The following is a 15,578-nucleotide window of genomic DNA, read 5'->3' as shown; positions in this document are numbered from 1 at the left end:
GGTGGGGTGCTGCTGGTGCTGGTGCTGGGAGAAGCGTGGTCGGTGCCGGGGGTGTTCGGGTGCCGCTTCGGGTGCGCCGTCACGCGTCCCCCTCGGGTCCGTGCGGGGACGCGGCCGGCGGCTGCGGGGAGCCGGTGGCGTGGAGGCTGCGCCCGGTGTGGTGGAAGAAGACGTCGTCGAGCGTCGGTGGCGTCGCGGAGGCGGCGTGCACGGAGATGCCTCGGGCCGCCAGCGCCGCGCACAGGCGGGGGATCCACGCGCTGCCCTCGGGCACGCGCAGGCAGAGCCCCTCGGCGTCCGCCGTGACCGCGGCGCCCGCCGGAGCCATGCCGCGCGCGACCCGGGCCGCCTCCGCGTCGTCGCCCGTGCGCACCACCACCCGGTCGGCGCCGATCGCCGCCCGCAGCGCGGACGGCGTGCCCTGCGCCACCAGCCGGCCGCCGTCGATGATGGCGAGGCGGTCGCAGTTCTCGGCCTCCTCCAAGTAGTGCGTGGTGACGAAGAGCGTGGTGCCGTGCCGGTCCCGCAGCGCGCGCAGGTGCTCCCAGACCTGGGCACGGGCGTGCGGGTCGAGGCCGGTGGTCGGCTCGTCGAGGAACAGGACGCGGGGTTCGTGCAGCAGGCCGCGGGCGATCTCCACGCGTCGGCGCGTCCCTCCGGACAGGGTCCGTACCGGAGAGCGCCGCCGGTCGGCGAGTCCCACCGCTTCGAGGGTCTCGGTGGCACGCCGGTGGGCGTGGCGGCGGGGCATGCCGTAGAGGCGGGCGTGGATGTGCAGGTTCTGGGCGACGGTCAGGTCGGGGTCCAGGGCGCTGTGCTGGAAGAGCATGCCCACCCGCCGCCGTACGCGGTCCGGCTGGGTGAGGACGTCCGCGTCCGCCACGGTGGCCTGTCCGTCCGTGGGGCGGGCCAGGGTGCACAGCAGGGCGATGGTGGTGGACTTGCCCGCGCCGTTGGGCCCGAGGAAGGCGAAGGTCTCCCCCTGGTGCACGTCCAGGTCGAGTCCGCGGACGGCGTGGGTGGCGGTGCCGTCGGGACCGGGGTAGCTCTTGACCAGACCACGGGTGCGGATGGCGTAGGCAGCTCCGCCGGCGGGCGGGGCGGCGTCCGGGTCCGCCGCGGCCGTGGTCGGCGGGGCCGCCTGGGCGGGGGTGTCGTCACCGGCTTGTGGGTGCATGGGTGGGTCCTCGTCCGATCCTCGTTCGGTGCGGGCCGTTCGGTGCGTGTCGTCCGGTCCGTGCCGTCCGGTCCGGGCTGTTCGCTTGGCCCGGGCCGTTCGCTTGTCCCGGGCCGTTCGCTGGGTCCGTGTCGTCCGGTCCGTGTCGTCCGGTCCGTGCCGTCCGTCCGTGCCGTCCGCCGGGTACGTGCCGTATGCCCGTTCCGTCCGTTCGTCCCCTCCGTTCGTCCCCTCCGTTCGTCCCCTCCGCTCGGTCCTCGTCTGCGGGATTCCGGGTGGGGGGGGTCGGGCTGGCTGCCGGTCGGGGGTCTCGCGGGGTGGCCTTTGGTGGGTGGTTCGGGAGGTGCTCCGGCCGGCGGCCGCCTCGCGGTGGCCGCCGGCCGGAGTGTGTGGGGAGCCCCTCCGTCCTGCCCCGCTCGGCGCCGGGCGGGGCAGGGGTGTCGCCTCCTTGCGGGGGCGGTGCCCAGCCGCCTCGTCAACGCGGTTGCCGTGACGGCTGGGCGGGGCCGGAGGGGCCTACTCGATCAGGCGCAGCTGATGCCGATGCAGACGGTGTTGAGCAGCGTCAGCAGGCCCACGCAGGCGCAGGTCGCGGCGAAGGGCGCGCCGTCGACGCCGACCGGGTCGGTCTCCGGAAGGGCGTGCAGGTGAGCCAGCAGGTCGAGGTCGCGGTTCTCCATGACTTTCTCCTTCTCTGTGAGGTGGGCGGCAGGGGGTTCCCTGCCGCTCAGCCCGGCTGCTGAACCATCCAGTGCCGGGGGGCTGTGTGGCGGACGCGCAGGAGGAAGGCGAGGATTCCTGCGGATCCGTCGCTCCAGCTCGTCGAGACGTCCCCGTACTCGTTGGGGAAGACGACGTGGCTGTCGCGGTGGGCCCGTTCGGTGACGATGAGGCGGGCCAGGTCCTCGGCCATCGCCCGGTAGGCGGGGTCGCCCGTGGCTTCGGCGAGGTCGAGGAGGAAGTCGCCGTTGCCGGCGAGGCCGTGGCACTGGGTGAGGGCCGCGCGGGGGGCCCGTTCCGTGACGGCCGTCGCGGCGCGCCGGGCGAGTGCGCCGAAGCGGTCGTCGCCGGTGGCCTGCCAGAGCCGTACGAGGAAGGAGCCGATACCGGCGGAGCCGTGGCACCAGTACGGGGCGGTCGGCACGTCCCCGGCCTGGGCGGGCCACTGGGCGGCCCCGCCGACCTGCACGGCTCCGGCCACGAGTTCCTCGCCCGCCGCCACGGCCAGGTCCAGGTACGTCCGGCGGGGGGAGACCGCGGCGGCGGCGAGGAGGAAGCACCCGATACCGGAGGTGCCGTGCGCGAAGCCGAAGTAACGTTTCCCGGCTTCCGTCGGGACTGCTTCCGCCGGGACCGGCCAGCTGACGCCGGACGGTTCGGTCCGCGCGGCGGCGGCCAGCCGGTCGGCGGCTTCGACGACCCGTTCGGCGAAGCGGGGGTCCCCGGTGCGGTGCCACAGGTGGGCGGCGGCGAGTCCGCTGCCGGCGGCGCCGTGCGTGACGTCGTGGCTGGGCGTCTCCTCCTGCGGGGCGAGGGCGAGGGCGAGGGCGTGGTCGGTGAGGGCCCGGTCGTCGACGGCGCGTCCGGCGTCGTACAGCGCCCAGGCGGTTCCGCGGCCGCCGAAGTGCAGGCCGGGGCGGGTGGAGCGGGTGTCCGTGCGGGCGGCGATCCAGTGGCCCGCGGTGGAGATCAGCTCCGGGAGGCGCGGGTCGCCGGTGAGCTCGAAGTACCGCGTCAGGACCGCCAGGACGCCGGCCGCGCCCTGCTGCACGGTGCAGGGGTCGGTTTCCCCGGCCATGATGGACACGGGCCACAGCCGCTGCGGGTCCTGCGGGTTCATCGTGTCGACGAGGTGCTGCACGATGCCGGCCACCGCGGTCGGCGTCTCGTCGCACCAGGAATGCTTGGCCGCCGGATCGGTGGCGGACGGTCCCGGGAGCGCCCCTGCCGTACGGCGGAGGGCCGCACGGGCGCGGGCCGGGTCCCAGCGTTCGGCGGGGTCGTCCTTCATGAGGCCGAGGATCGTCTCGGTCAGGCCGTCGGGGAGGCGCAGGGTGCCGCCGCAGGCGTCGAGCCACTCGGCGAGCCGCTGCGCGGTGTCCCTGGTGCGGGGTTCCTCGGGCAGCAGGTTGGGGACCTTCCCCGCGAGGACGAAACACACGGTGGCGCCGAGGCTGTAGTAGTCGGCCGTCGGCGAGACGGGGGCGCCCACGAGGCGTTCGGGGGCGCTGAAGCCGGGGGTCCCGACCGTCGTCGGGAGGGCGTCGTCGCCTTGGAGGACGGCGAGTTCGAGGTCGATGAGGCGCAGGGCACCGTCCGGCTGGACCATGATGTTGCCGGGGGTGAAGTCCCGCAGGACGCAGCCGTGGGCGTGGGCCGCGGCGACGAGGTCCACGAGGCGCGCGACCTGGGCCAGCGCGTCGACGCGGTACCGCTCGCCGCCGGTGTCCCGGAAGTGTTCGGCGACCCAGGTGCGCAGGGGGACGCCGGGGATCTCCTCCTGGGCGAGGAAGAGGTGGCTGCCGTGCTCGAACACGGCGAGCGGCTCGGGGGCGAGCCCGGTGCCGGACAGCTCGGTCAGCGCCCGGGCCTCGGCGCGCAGCCAGTCGCGGACGTCGCAGCCGGTCGTGTCGGCCTCCACGTGCGGCCGGGCCTCCTTGATCACCACGGGTGCGCCGGTGGTGACGTCCGTGCCGCGGTAGACGCCGCCCTTGTTGGTGTGCCGGATCGCCTCCCGTACGGAGAAGCGGCCGCCGAGCAGCACCGGGCCGCTCGCCTTCCCGGTGCGTGGCGGGGCCGGCACGGAAGCGGGGAAGGGGCTGACCGCCCACGGGGGCGGGGCGTACTGCCCGGTGCGGACGTCCTCCACCGCGTTGCCTTCGGGGTCCTCGATGTAGTAGACGAGCAGGCCCGAGTCGGACAGCCGCCGCCGGCCGACGAAGGCGCCGTAGCGGTAGTGCACGAGGCTGTTCGGGGCGTAGGGCTGGTCGGACAGGATGCGGGGGCCGGGGAGTCCCGCCGTGGCCTGGTGCAGGTCCCGTGCGATCCTCGCCGCGTCGGCGTCGGAGCGCGGGTAGACGGTGAGGAACTTCCCGGAGCTTCCCCTCGGTGTGGCGCGGGAGTTGAGGGCGCTGACCTTCTCCAGGGAGCGGGCGAACTTGAACGCCGACGCGTCGCGGAGGAGCACGTCGAGGGCTTTCGCGAGGACCGCGGGGGCGGAGGCGGCCGTCGCCGACACGTGCAGTTTCCAGCCCTGCGTGCGCTGCTGCGCGGCCCGGGGGGTCAGGCGGCACCACATGTCGTCCGCGGCGACGGTCCACTGATCGCCCGTGCCGGTGGCGTCCACCGCGCGGCGGAGCAGGGCCTCTAGGTCGGTTTCGGTTGCGTGGCTCGTCATGCCTGCCCCTCTCGACGGCGAGACCGCCGGCTGGAATGCACCTTCGGCAAATGGAACGTACAACTGGCTTCCGGTCTGCGTCCTTTGGTGCGACGAGCGCATGGTGTCGACGAGGGACCGGAGGATGTTCACCGGCGCGGAAAGGAAGCGTGGGGAAGCGTGCGCGGTGGCGGTTTCCCCCGGCGCGTCCGGGCGGTGGGTTTTTTTGAGCACTTCGGAGGAGGGAAACCGGAGTTGATCAGCTCCGGTTGCCGCGCAGCACGCGGATTGCCGGTCCGGGCGGGCCACGAGTGCGTTCCGCTCCCGCTTCCGACGGGCTGCTCGTCCTATGGGGCGACGACGTCGCCGCCCCGCGCGTTGCGGTGAGGAATTCGTCAGGCTTGAGAGGCGCGGGATGTGCGCCACGGAACAATGACCGTGGCCACATCAAGAGTCTCCGCGTGGCGCCTCTGCACTACAAGCTTTGCGGCCGGCGGGGCCTTTCGTAAAGAGCCTGTTTTCGCCATGACACCAACCCGCCAGACGACCGGCCCTCCTTTGGCCAGAGATTGTCGACTTGCGCCCCTGACGTGCATGGACCCCGGCCGCGTCAAGCATGAACCACTCGTCGGCCAGCCACCCGCGGTCGACTCAAAATAGGCAACGAGGCTTCCTGGTCACTCGATCGAGTATTCACTTCCCCTGAAACTCGAACCGTCGTGCGATTCTCCTGCTCGCGAATGCCGGTTCGATTCCACCCCCTTACCACCAAGGGCGATCTCCGCACCCCCCTCGCCACCCCTCCCTGGATACAGGCGATTACCGCATCCGGTAAGCCCGGCGGGTCCGAGAAAGCGCGGGGCGCGCCCGCCGAACATTCTGGCGACACGCGCATGCGGCGGCACACCGAAGCACAGGCAGGGCGAAAGCGGGACCGCCCCGGAATCGGGGGCACCTCAGAACAGGGTCGACCCTGGCCACCCATTCGGGCATACGTTTCTCGCACTCGCGTACGAGCGCAGGCGGGGATTGAGGCGCCCCGCACGTCCGTCATGCCGTCGGCTCGGATCGCGGCACACGAATCGCCTCGGCAACCTGCTCGACCCGCGAGTCGCATGCATGCAGGGCCTTGCGCGGCCGTCAACACAGGCGTCCCGCCTCCTCGTGCCGGCGGTGGCGTGCGACGTCCGCACGGAGCGTCCGGCCACCGGCTGTCCGGGGGCGCCCGGACCCGCCGTTTCGCCCGTACGGTCTCGGGTCACCCCAGGCGTGGCGGAGCACAGAGCCCGATTCACCTCTTCACGCCGGGTGCCGCCGGGGCGCGCGGGCCGTGGGAGGCCGACGGGACCACCGGGGGCCGCCCCGACCGGCGCACCGGCCGCTGCGGGCGCTCCACCCGGTCGTCAGCCTGTGAGGCCGTGCTCGTCCAACAGGCGCATCAGGTTGCGCCTGCGCCCGTATGTGGCGCGCAGGGCGGTGACGTGGGCGGTGAAGTCGTCCGGTGTGCCGAGGCGCCGGTGACAGTCGCGCATGCTCAGCAGCAGTTCGACGAGTTGCTCGTAGACGACGTTTCCGGTCCGGCGGGCCAGCGGCTCCGCGAGGCGGAGGTAGACGGCGAGGGCGTCGGCGGGCCGGGTGGCGCGGATCCGGTCGGCGAGGGCGAGCCAGTGGGTGTCGTGCGCCCCGTGCTCCACGGCGGCCCGCCAGGCGCCGTCCACGTCCTCGTCGTCGAGCAGGACCGCGACGAGGACCCGGCCCGCGTCTGTGCCCCGGTGCTCGGCGGCACCGGCTCGCCGGCGGCCGGAGGCTTCTGCGCCATCGTGCTCGGCCGCGGCCCGCAGGAGGTCCAGGGCCTTCTCACGTTCGGCTGGCCAGCATCCGGCCGCCTGGGCCGCGGCCCTCAGGTGCCGGTAGCAGAGCGGCGTGCGGCGGGCCTCGAAATGGCCGCGGCGCAGGGCGAGGGCCTCGGTGAGGCGGCCGGCCTGCGCGTGGCGATCGGCGAGGTGGTCGACGAGTGCCGTGTCGACGGCGGCGAGGTCACCGGCGTCGCGGATGCCGCGCTCGGCCCACTCCCTGGCCTCGGCACGACGCCCGGCGGCTTCCAGCTCGCGGGCGATGACGAGGTGGGTGTGGCCGTCGGGCGTGAGGTCGGCGGCGTGCACGGCGATCACCGTGTCGACGTCCCGCCCCGCCTTCGCGAGGCGCTGCATCAGGGACTTCTCGGACCAGCCGGTGCGGTTCGCCTGCCATGCGGCCACCGCGTGCCTGCGCAGGGCCGCCATCCCGCTGCTCCCGAGGACGTCCTCGTAGTCGACGGGGTCGATGTCGGTGAGGTGGCACGCGTCGTCGAGGGCGTGCCGGACCAGCCAGTGCGCGAGTTCCTCCTGATCGGCAGCGGGGTCCGCGCGGCAGGCGTCGTGGTGGGCGCCCGCGAGTGCGGCGGCGACGGCGGCGAGCCGTCCGTCGGCGTCGTCGACGTGCTCCATCGCGTCGGCCAGCAGCCCGATCGCCTCGCGGGCCAGCGCGGCCGCGTCGGCGGCGCGGCCCGCCGCGGTCAGCGAGCGGAGCGCGGACACCGCCTGTCCGGCCTGGTCGGCGTAGGCGCGGGCGTCGCCGTACTCGACGTATCCGTGCCGGGCGAACGGTCCGGTGTCGAGCAGTTCGCGCACCCGGGAGCGCACGCCCGCCAAGTCGCCCCGCGCGCTCGCAGCCCGCAGTTCGAGGCGGCGCCGCACCTGCGGGTCCCCGGCGGCCTCCTCCCGCACGAGGGCGAGCAGCTCGTCCCGCGACAGGGCGGAGAGCCAGGCGTCGAGGCCGCGCGCCCGGCGCCGGGCCGCCTTCCGCTGCCGCGGGACGTCGGCCCCGCGGGCGATCAGCGTGAGGCCGAGGGCGACCAAGTGCTTGCAGAAGTTGCCCTCCTGGCCGTACGGGCAGTCACACCGGCCCGTCAGGCCGAGGGGTCCGGCCGGCGTGAGTTCCGCCTCGTAGCGTTCCGTGCCGTGGACGGACGCCGTGATCACGTCGTCGCCGATCCGGACGCCGCTCACCGCGTCCAGGTAGGCGAGGCCGCGTTCGTAGGAGCGTGCCCCCGCCAGTTCCCTGAGGTGTCCTTCGGTGAGGCCGTCCACAACTTCCCGTATGCGCGCTCGGTTCCGCTGGCCGGTGCCCACTCTACGAGCTGCGGACCGCCTCGGTGGTCGGTTCCGGTCAGCCCGCGTCCCCGGGGCGGCGTTCGGCGCGGGGGGCTCGGGGAGCACGGCGCTCGGCCGGCGGCTGGGTGCTCCGGGGTGCCGTGTCTGGGTTCCCGGCGGCTCGGCGTGGCTGGACGGGCAGGGGCGCACCCCGGGCGCTTTGAATAGACGCAACGACTCGTCTATTGTTTTTGACGAGACGCAACGACTAGTCTTGTGATGCCGGTGTGCCGCGCTGCTGTGCGCCGGGTACGGGGAGGAGAGTTCGGTGGCACAGACGACCACGGCGGCCGGTGCGCGCACCGCGAAGGGGGCCGGGGGCGGCTTCGCGGTCGCGGCCGTGACCTTCGCGTTCTGGATCACGATGGCGGGCACGACGGCACCCACACCGCTCTACCCGCTGTACGGAGGGGCGTTCGGCTTCTCGCCGTTCACCGTCACGGTGATCTTCGCCGTGTACGCCCTGGGGGTGGTGTGCGGGCTGCTCGTGTTCGGCCGGCTGTCGGACCAGATCGGCCGGCGCCCCACCCTGGTGGCCGCGACGGGCCTCTCCGTGGCCGCGGCCGCGCTGTTCCTGGTCGCGCAGAACGTGGCGGTGCTGCTCCTGGCCCGGGTGGTGTCCGGGTTCTCGGCCGCCCTCGTCACCGGCGCCGCGACCGCCGCACTCACCGAACTGGTCCCCCCGGACGGCCGGGTGCGCCCGGCGACCCTGGCGCTCTTCGCCAACATGGGCGGCCTCGCCGGAGGGACACTGCTGGCGGGTGTCCTGGCGGACATCGCGCCCGCACCCTTGCGCACCCCGTGGGTGGTGATGCTTGCACTGGCCGCCGCCGGGCTCGTCGGCGCGGCCTGCACGCGGGAGAGCGCGGCGCACCGGTCCGGGCTCTCCCTCCAGCTTCAGCCGCTGCACGTGCCCGCGGAGATCCGCTCCGACTTCCTGCGCTCCGCGATGGCCGCCGGCGCCGGGTTCTCGGTGCTCGGCGTGCTGACCGCCGTCACCGGGCTGTTCCTGGGGCAGGTACTGCACCAGCCGAGCCACACCCTCGCCGGGTTCGCGGTGTTCCTCGCCTTCGCCTGTACGGCGCTCGGCCAGCTGCTGAACCGCTTCGTCTCCGCCGCGGCCGCCCTGCCCGCCGCCTGCGCCGGGCTCGTCCTGGCCGGGGCGCTGATCATCGCGGCGATGGCCACCGGGTCCCTCGCCCCGCTGCTCGCGGCGGCCGTGGCGAACGGGCTGGCGACGGGCGTCGCCATCAGCCACGGCATCGGCGGCATCACGACGCGCAGCGCCCCGCAGCACCGCGGAGCGTCGGTGTCCACGTTCTTCGCCATCCTGTACTCGATGCTCGCGGTGCCCGCGATCGGCGTCGGCGTGCTGATCCAGCAGTCGAGCCTGCGCCCCGCGGGCGAGGTCTTCGGCGGCCTGGTCGCCCTGCTCGCACTCGCCGTGCTGCTCAGCCTGGTCCGCACGGGTAAGCCCCGCTGAGCTGTGCCAGAATCGCCCCATCCGCACCAGCCGAAAGGTGAAGGACCATCAGCGCCGCCGCCCGCACCCCGCAGGACCCCCGCAGCACCTCCGCCGTCACCAGCAGGACCGGGCCCCGGCGCAGCGAGAGCGTACGGCTCGCCGTGCTGCACGCAGCGGACGACCTGCTCGTGGAGCGCGGGTTCGCGGGCCTGACGATCGAGGGGATCGCGAACCGGGCCGGCGTGGCCAAGCAGACCATCTACCGCTGGTGGAAGTCGAAGGTCGAGATCCTGCTCGACACGCTCGCCGACGACGCGCACGAGGCACTCGCCTGGCACGAGGGCGAGGACCTGGCCACGCATCTGCGCCGGCTGGCCGACTTCTTCCAGGAGCCGTCCGGCCACGTGCTGCGGTCGCTCCTCGGCCATGCCCAACTCGACGCGGAAGCCGCCGAGTCGCTCCGCGAGGGCTTCCTGCGCGAACAGCGGCGCCGCGACGTCGCCGGACTGCGCGCCACCCTGGAGCGGCAGCTCGGAACGCCCGTGGACGAGGCCGCCGCGGAGTCGTACGTCGACCTGCTGCTGGGGCCGCTCTACTACCGCGTCCTGGTGCTCGGCCGGCCCGCCGACAAGCAGGTCACGGAAACCGCGGCGCGCCGGGTCCTGGATCTGGCCCGCGCCGAACTCGGGGCTCCGTAACCCCGCGCACACGAAGGGCGCCCCCGGTGCACGTCACCGGGGGCGCCCTTCGTGTGCGCGGCGGCCGTCAGATGCTGATGCATCCCCGTCTGATGCCCTGCACCACGGCCTCCGTGCGGGAGGCCGCACCGAGCTTGAGGAAGATGGACCGCACATGGACCTTCACGGTCCGCTCCGAAATCCCCAGGCTTCGGCCGACCCTCCGGTTCGACAGTCCCTCGCGCATTCCGTTCAGCACCTGCCGCTCCCTCGGGGTGAGGCGTGGTGGGGTTCGCCGGTAGGTGTCCTCGTCGGTCGGCGCACCCGGTTCCGCGCGCAGCACGGCACCCGGCGCACGAGGAACACCGCGGTCGACTTCGCCATTCCCCTCAAAGGGCATAACTTCCCCCTTCACTTTCTCCCGGCAGCATTTCGCCGGACGCAATGACTCTATACCGGGAGACGAATCGTCAACGCACAACGTGAGTCACTTCACAGGCGGTAATTCACGGTTACGTGCTAATGAGCCCCAGGTGTTCCGGCCGGTCAAACCCGCATTCCTTCAAGATCTCGGCAAGCTCCCCCCAAGAGACCCTAAAGCCCACCCGGCACCCTCGCGGATTCCAGCTGATGCAATCCCTCCTTGCATCACGGTCAGTGGAGGCAATCAACGCCCGCCGATAAAGTGCCGACAGGGTCGACCGAATGACCCCGAAACACCTGGACCACCTCCGAGGGGCTTGTCAATGCCCATCAAGAAAAAAGCCCGCAAAGGCTACGTCTCCTACCCGGTCGGCTGCCTGGTCTTCTCCTGCGGGGCGTTCCTCTTCATCCGGTCCGCGCTCGGCACGGACCCGCTGGACGTCTTCGCGCTGGGGCTGGGACGGTACGTGCCCGTGACCGTGGGCGTCGCACAACTGGCCGTCGCCGTGCTCTGCCTCGGCGCGGTGGCGGTGTGGACGCGGGAGCGCCCGGCGCTTTCGCCGCTGTTCACCTTCTTCTTCTGCGGTTCCGTCGTCGACGTCTTGACCTGGGCGGATGCCGGGCGATCCGTGCACCTGCACCCCGCCGCCCTGCTGGTGCCGGCCACGCTGCTCTGCGCCTACGGCTCCGCGCTCATCATCATGAGCGGCTTCGGGATCCGGGCCGTCGACCTGCTCGCCCTGACCGTGACGAGCCGCCTGCGGTGGCCGTTCTGGGCGGCGAAAGGCGCGATCGAGACCGCCCTGATGGTGGCGGGGTTCCTCATGGGAGGTCCGCTCGGCGTCGGCACGGTCGTGTTCCTCGCCGGTGTCGACCTGCTCGTCCAGCCCCTCATGGCGGCGAATTCCCGGATTCTACGCCTACCGAACCGGGGATTCCCGGAGACGCCGGCCGGAATTCCCTCCACCATCGGCTGAACTTTCTTGCACCGGCCCGTTCCGGACGCTGCCGACGGGCGTCCAGAGCTTTCACACACCTCGATTCACCCAGCACTGAACAAGGAGAGAGAAGATGACTCACGCCGGCTTGCATGACTCCGCGACGCGCACCGTGCTCGACAGGATCGCCGCCGAGCAGGCCCGCGTCGACGCGGTGGAGCAGCCCAAGCTGCTGGAGAAGGTGCGCAGCCGTACGAGTCCGTGGACACCGGAGGAACTCGTCGACGCCTGTGCGAGCGGATACTACGCCGCACCGCCCTCCATAGGACGGCTGCTGTACGCCACCGTGCGGGCGATGCGGCCCGGTGTCGTCGTCGAGTTCGGCACGTCGTACGGATTCACCGCCATTCATGTGGCGGCCGCTCTGCGCGACAACGGATTCGGTCGGCTCTACACCGTGGACATGCATGCGAAGAAGTGCGCCGAAGCGCGGAGGAACATCGAGGAGGCGGGTCTCTCGGCCTATGCCGAAGTAATCGAGGGCGAGGCGTCGGACGTGCTGTCGGGATTTCCGCAGCGCATCGACCTGCTCTACCTGGACGGGTGGGCCGAGTTCTATCTCGACGTGCTGAGGGCCGCCGAGCCGTCGCTGCGTCCCGGTGCGCTGGTCCACGCCGACGACACGGGGAAGTTCGCCGCGGGAGCCCGCGCCTACCTCGCCCACGTCCGTGATCCGGCCAACGGGTACGTGTCGGTCGGCTTCGCGGACGGCCAGGGACTCGAACTGTCCACGTTCGGCGGGCCGCAGCGCGGGCAGGGCCGGTGGTGACGCCCCCGAGGGCCGACGGACGTCCCGGCGGGCTGCGGGAGCCCAACCGCCCGGAAGGGACCGGCGGGGCGCGGCGTCCCGACGGTGGTGGTCCGGCCGGGGGCCGGTCCACCGGAGCGCGCGGCACGAGACGTGCCGTGGCGTCCGTCGGGCTGTGCGTCACGCTGGTCTTCGGCCTCGGCGCGGGCGTGAACCTGGCGGTCGGTCGGCTGGCGACGGGCGCCCTGCACCCGACGGCCACGCAGGTGCTGTGGATCGTCGACACGTACCTCGTCGTCTTCGGCTGCCTGCTGATTCCGAGCGGCGCCGTCGGTGACCGCTTCGGCCGCAAGGGGGTGCTGCTCACCGGCCTGGCCGTGATGGCGGCCGGGTCGGTGGCCTCCGCGGCGGCGCCCACCGTGCCCGTGCTCCTCGCGGCCCGTGCCGTGACGGGCGCGGGCGCGGCGCTCGTCCTGCCCAACAGCCTGCCGCTGATGCTCTCCTGCTACCCGGAGGAGCGCCGGGGCCACGCCGTCGCGGTGTGGACCGCGCTGAGCGGCGGGGGCGGCGTGCTCGGCAACATCGCCGGCGGCGCGGTCCTGCAGTTCGCCGACTGGCAGGCGCTCTTCGCCGTCGCCGCTCCCCTCGCCGCGGCGGGCCTCCTGCTGGTGGCCGTGTCCGTGCCCCGTGCGGAGCGCCTGCCCCGCCCGCTCGACCCGGGCGCCGTCGCCCTCCTCGTCCTGGCGGTGTTCGGCGTGCTGTTCGGCATCATCGAGGGGCCCGAGCTGGGCTGGGCCTCGGCGCCGGTGCTCGTGGCGTTCGGGTGCGGCGCCGCGCTGCTCGCCCTCTTCGCGGTGTACGAGCTGCGCAGGGAGCACCCCCTGCTCGACCCGCGGGCGTTCCGTGCGCCCGGTCTGCGGGCGGGCACGCTCGGCATCATCGCGTCCTTCGTCGCGATGTACGCGGTCTTCTACCTCAACGGCCAGTACCTGATGGACGTGAAGGGGTATCCGCCGGTGCTCGCCGGGCTCGGCACCGCGCCGCTGGCCGTCGTCATCTTCGCCGTGTCGCCGCGCTCGGTACGCCTCGCCGAGCGCCACGGGACCTGGCGGGTGGTCGCGGCGGGGCTGCTGGTCGTGGTCGCGGGCCTGGGCCTGTTCTCGCTGTGCGGACCGGACACGCCGTACGCGCTGTACGCCGTCTGCATCGTCGTGGTCGGCGTCGGCTCGGGGCTGTCCAACCCGCCGCTGTCGCAGGCGATCGTGGCGTCCCTGCCGGCGGCCCAGGCGGGCGTCGGGTCGGGCGTCAACAGCTTCAGCCGGGAGATCGGTGGCTCGCTCGGCTTCGCCCTCTTCGGCACGCTGCTGGGTTCCGGTTTCTCCGGTGCGCTGCCGGAGGGGCTGCGCGAGCAGCAGGGCGCCGCCGGAGGGCGGGCGCTGGGCGCGCTGCTGGACGGCGTCCACCGGACGGGCGGCGCCGCCGCCGACCGCCTCGCCGAGCAGGTGCGGGTGGCGTTCACCACCGGGATGTCCGAAGCACTGCGCCTGGTGGGCTTGTTGTTGCTGCTGGTCAGCGCGCTAGTCGTAGGGTGGCTGCGCTTCGGTGGACCACGGCACGGACAGCAGGAGAAGCGTTGAGCGACGAAGGTGCAGCCCGCCCCGGGCCCGCGGACGAGGCGTACGGGCCGCCGTCGCCCTGTGTGGACATGCGGCTCCTCCCGGCCCTGGACGCCCTGCTGCAGGAGAGCAGCGTCACGGGCGCGGCCGAGCGGCTCGCGGTGTCCACGCCCGCGATGAGCCGCACCCTGTCGAAGCTGCGCACGGCGCTCGGCGACCCCGTGCTCGTACGGGCGGGCCGCGGGCTCGTGCCGACGCCGCGGGCCCTGGAACTGCGGGCCCGGGTGCACGCGCTCGTGCGGGAGGCGGAGGCGCTGCTCGCGCCGAGGCCCGCGACGGACCTGGCGGAGGTCCGCAGGACGCTCACCGTCGTCGCCGACGACGCGTACGCGGCGGTCCTCGCCCCGGCGCTGACCGCGCGGGCCCGCGCCCAGGTGCCGCACGCCCGGCTGCGGTTCCTCGCGGAGAGCAACGAGCGCACCGCCCCCTTGCGGGAGGGCGCGGTGGACATCGAGGTCGGCGTCATCGACGAGCCGTCGCCCGAGCTCCACATCGAGCCGCTGTTCGAGGACCGCTTCATGGGGGTGGCCCGCACGGGCCACCCCCTGCTCGCCGGGGGCCCGGTGACGCCGGAGCAGTACGCGCGGGCCCCGCACATCAGCGTCTCCCGCCGCGGCCGGATGGGCGGACCCATCGACGCCTCGCTGGCCGCGGCCGGGCTGCACCGCCAGGTCGTCGCGTCCGTACCGAACTACGCTTCGGCGCTGCTGATGCTGCCGCTGACCGACCTGGTCGCGGCCATGCCGCTGTCGTTGGCGACGAGCGCGGAGGCGCCCTTCGGGATCGAGGTGTTCGAGCTGCCCGTGCGGACGGATCCGATCAGCATCTGCCAGGCGTGGCACCCGCGGCACGAGGCGGAACCGGTGCACGTCTGGCTGAGGGAGGCGGTACGGGCCGTGCTGGCCGACCCGGCGCCCGGTCCCGGGTCGGGGCCGGCGGGGACGGGGAGCGGCGCGGCGGGCGCAGGCCGCTGAGCAGCAGTTCGACGACGCGCCCCGCCGGGAGGTCCGGGCCGTCCTGGGGGCCTGCGGTGCGGGCGGCTCCGGCGGCCAGGGAACCGACGGCCCCGAGGAGCAGACGGGCGCCCCACCGCGGGTCGGGGCCGGACCGCAGGGCGCCCTCCGCCCGCGCGTCCGCCAGGAGGCCGGCCACGCGGACGTACACCGCCTCCCGGCAGTCGGCGAGCGGATCGCTGCGGTCCGGGCCCGTGCGGGGTGCGGGAGGCCCCCAGACGAGGGCCGATCCGGAGGGATCGGTTTCGGACAGTTCCAGCACACCGCGCAGCAGGCGGCCGAGCCGCTCCAGGGCGGGTGCCCCGGGCGGCCCGGCGGACTCGGCGGAGAGGGCCAGCAGCGCGACGCGCGTGCCCCGTGTGACGGCGTCGAGCAGGGCGGTCTTGCCCGGTACGTGGCGGTACAGCGCCGCCTTGGTGACGCCGAGCCGGTCGGCGATGTCGCTCATGCTCGTCGCGTCGTAGCCGTGTGCGGCGAAGAGCGCGGACGCGGCCGCGAGGACGGCGCCCCGGCCGCGGGGCGCGTCCCGCACGGCCGTCGCCGTGCCGGTCACCGGAGCGCGGCGCCCCGGCACAGCCGCAGCACGGCCGCGGCGATCTCGTCCCCGCCGGGGCCGAAGGCGTCCGCGTAGCGTCCGCGGACCCGCTCCTCGCGGCGGGGGTCGAGGCGGCTGCCGCCCCCGTCGGTGCGGATCCGCTGGATCTCCTCGGAGGCGGTGAGGCGCTGCCGGAGGATCTCGATGAGCCGGGTGTCGAGGGTGTCGACACGGGCGCGGAGGGCGGTGACGGGGTCTGCTGCCGGTCGGGCGTGCGCGGGATCGGGGCGCATGGGCGT

The 15,578-nt window shown here is 73.7% G+C and carries 12 protein-coding genes and 1 pseudogene; 6 read left to right on the top strand and 7 right to left on the bottom strand.

Annotated features, from left to right (window positions below; all coding sequences use genetic code 11):
- Positions 1–79 precede the first annotated feature (79 nt).
- The 4 genes from BJP40_RS13300 to BJP40_RS13290 form a co-directional block, all read right to left on the bottom strand.
- Positions 80–1,177, bottom strand: coding sequence for an ATP-binding cassette domain-containing protein (locus tag BJP40_RS13300; RefSeq protein ID WP_071280552.1), 1,098 nt, complete (start codon positions 1,175–1,177; stop codon positions 80–82).
- A 524-nt stretch (positions 1,178–1,701) separates the two neighbouring features.
- Positions 1,702–1,857 (bottom strand): VenA family class IV lanthipeptide, encoded by a 156-nt coding sequence (locus BJP40_RS34255; protein WP_175499785.1) that lies wholly within the window; start codon positions 1,855–1,857, stop codon positions 1,702–1,704.
- A gap of 47 nt (positions 1,858–1,904) precedes the next feature.
- Positions 1,905–4,574: a class IV lanthionine synthetase LanL gene (lanL, locus tag BJP40_RS13295; RefSeq protein ID WP_071280551.1), complete on the bottom strand. Its 2,670-nt coding sequence runs from the start codon at positions 4,572–4,574 to the stop codon at positions 1,905–1,907.
- 1,382 nt (positions 4,575–5,956) lie between these two features.
- Positions 5,957–7,681, bottom strand: a complete 1,725-nt coding sequence (locus BJP40_RS13290; protein ID WP_071280550.1) for an SWIM zinc finger domain-containing protein — start codon at positions 7,679–7,681, stop codon at positions 5,957–5,959.
- 331 nt (positions 7,682–8,012) lie between these two features.
- On the opposite strand from BJP40_RS13290, the gene BJP40_RS13285 reads away from it, so the two are divergent.
- Both BJP40_RS13285 and BJP40_RS13280 read left to right on the top strand, forming a co-directional pair.
- Positions 8,013–9,227, top strand: a complete 1,215-nt coding sequence (locus BJP40_RS13285; protein WP_071280549.1) for an MFS transporter — start codon at positions 8,013–8,015, stop codon at positions 9,225–9,227.
- A gap of 143 nt (positions 9,228–9,370) precedes the next feature.
- Positions 9,371–9,907, top strand: coding sequence for a TetR/AcrR family transcriptional regulator (locus tag BJP40_RS13280; RefSeq protein ID WP_079171146.1), 537 nt, complete (start codon positions 9,371–9,373; stop codon positions 9,905–9,907).
- A 67-nt stretch (positions 9,908–9,974) separates the two neighbouring features.
- Here the strand turns inward: BJP40_RS13280 and BJP40_RS35530 are convergent, their stop codons facing one another.
- Positions 9,975–10,286, bottom strand: a complete 312-nt coding sequence (locus BJP40_RS35530) for a response regulator transcription factor (protein WP_079168879.1) — start codon at positions 10,284–10,286, stop codon at positions 9,975–9,977.
- A gap of 346 nt (positions 10,287–10,632) precedes the next feature.
- On the opposite strand from BJP40_RS35530, the gene BJP40_RS13275 reads away from it, so the two are divergent.
- From BJP40_RS13275 to BJP40_RS13260, 4 genes are all read left to right on the top strand, one after another.
- Positions 10,633–11,286 (top strand): YitT family protein, encoded by a 654-nt coding sequence (locus BJP40_RS13275; RefSeq protein ID WP_071280547.1) that lies wholly within the window; start codon positions 10,633–10,635, stop codon positions 11,284–11,286.
- A gap of 94 nt (positions 11,287–11,380) precedes the next feature.
- Positions 11,381–12,076 (top strand): O-methyltransferase, encoded by a 696-nt coding sequence (locus BJP40_RS13270; protein ID WP_071280546.1) that lies wholly within the window; start codon positions 11,381–11,383, stop codon positions 12,074–12,076.
- Positions 12,077–12,213: 137 nt separating this feature from the next.
- A complete protein-coding gene (locus tag BJP40_RS13265; RefSeq protein ID WP_218153207.1) occupies positions 12,214–13,692 on the top strand; it encodes an MFS transporter in 1,479 nt (492 codons plus the stop codon).
- The gene (locus tag BJP40_RS13260) at positions 13,689–14,705 is read left to right on the top strand and encodes a LysR family transcriptional regulator (RefSeq protein WP_226962458.1); all 1,017 of its coding nucleotides are present in this window, start codon (positions 13,689–13,691) and stop codon (positions 14,703–14,705) included. The genes BJP40_RS13265 and BJP40_RS13260 overlap by 4 nt, the downstream gene beginning before the upstream one ends.
- Positions 14,706–15,117: 412 nt before the next feature.
- Here the strand turns inward: BJP40_RS13260 and BJP40_RS35525 are convergent.
- Positions 15,118–15,276, bottom strand: a pseudogene (locus BJP40_RS35525) (helix-turn-helix domain-containing protein); the annotation flags it as partial.
- A 17-nt stretch (positions 15,277–15,293) separates the two neighbouring features.
- The coding region (locus BJP40_RS13255; protein ID WP_079171144.1) for a chorismate mutase at positions 15,294–15,578 on the bottom strand (285 nt) is incomplete at its 5' end.

The sequence above is a fragment of the Streptomyces sp. CC53 genome, from assembly GCF_001865245.1.
GTDB lineage: Bacteria > Actinomycetota > Actinomycetes > Streptomycetales > Streptomycetaceae > Streptomyces.
This window is presented reverse-complemented; position numbering and strand designations above follow the sequence as displayed.

Excerpts from the sequence above, each read along its gene's own strand:
- BJP40_RS34255 (WP_175499785.1), bottom strand. The coding sequence starts at position 1,857 with ATGGAGAACCGCGACCTCGACCTGCTGGCTCACCTGCACGCCCTTCCG.
- BJP40_RS13270 (WP_071280546.1), top strand. The coding sequence starts at position 11,381 with ATGACTCACGCCGGCTTGCATGACTCCGCGACGCGCACCGTGCTCGAC.
- lanL (WP_071280551.1), bottom strand. The coding sequence starts at position 4,574 with ATGACGAGCCACGCAACCGAAACCGACCTAGAGGCCCTGCTCCGCCGC.
- BJP40_RS35530 (WP_079168879.1), bottom strand. The coding sequence starts at position 10,286 with ATGCCCTTTGAGGGGAATGGCGAAGTCGACCGCGGTGTTCCTCGTGCG.
- BJP40_RS13300 (WP_071280552.1), bottom strand. The coding sequence starts at position 1,177 with ATGCACCCACAAGCCGGTGACGACACCCCCGCCCAGGCGGCCCCGCCG.
- BJP40_RS13275 (WP_071280547.1), top strand. The coding sequence starts at position 10,633 with ATGCCCATCAAGAAAAAAGCCCGCAAAGGCTACGTCTCCTACCCGGTC.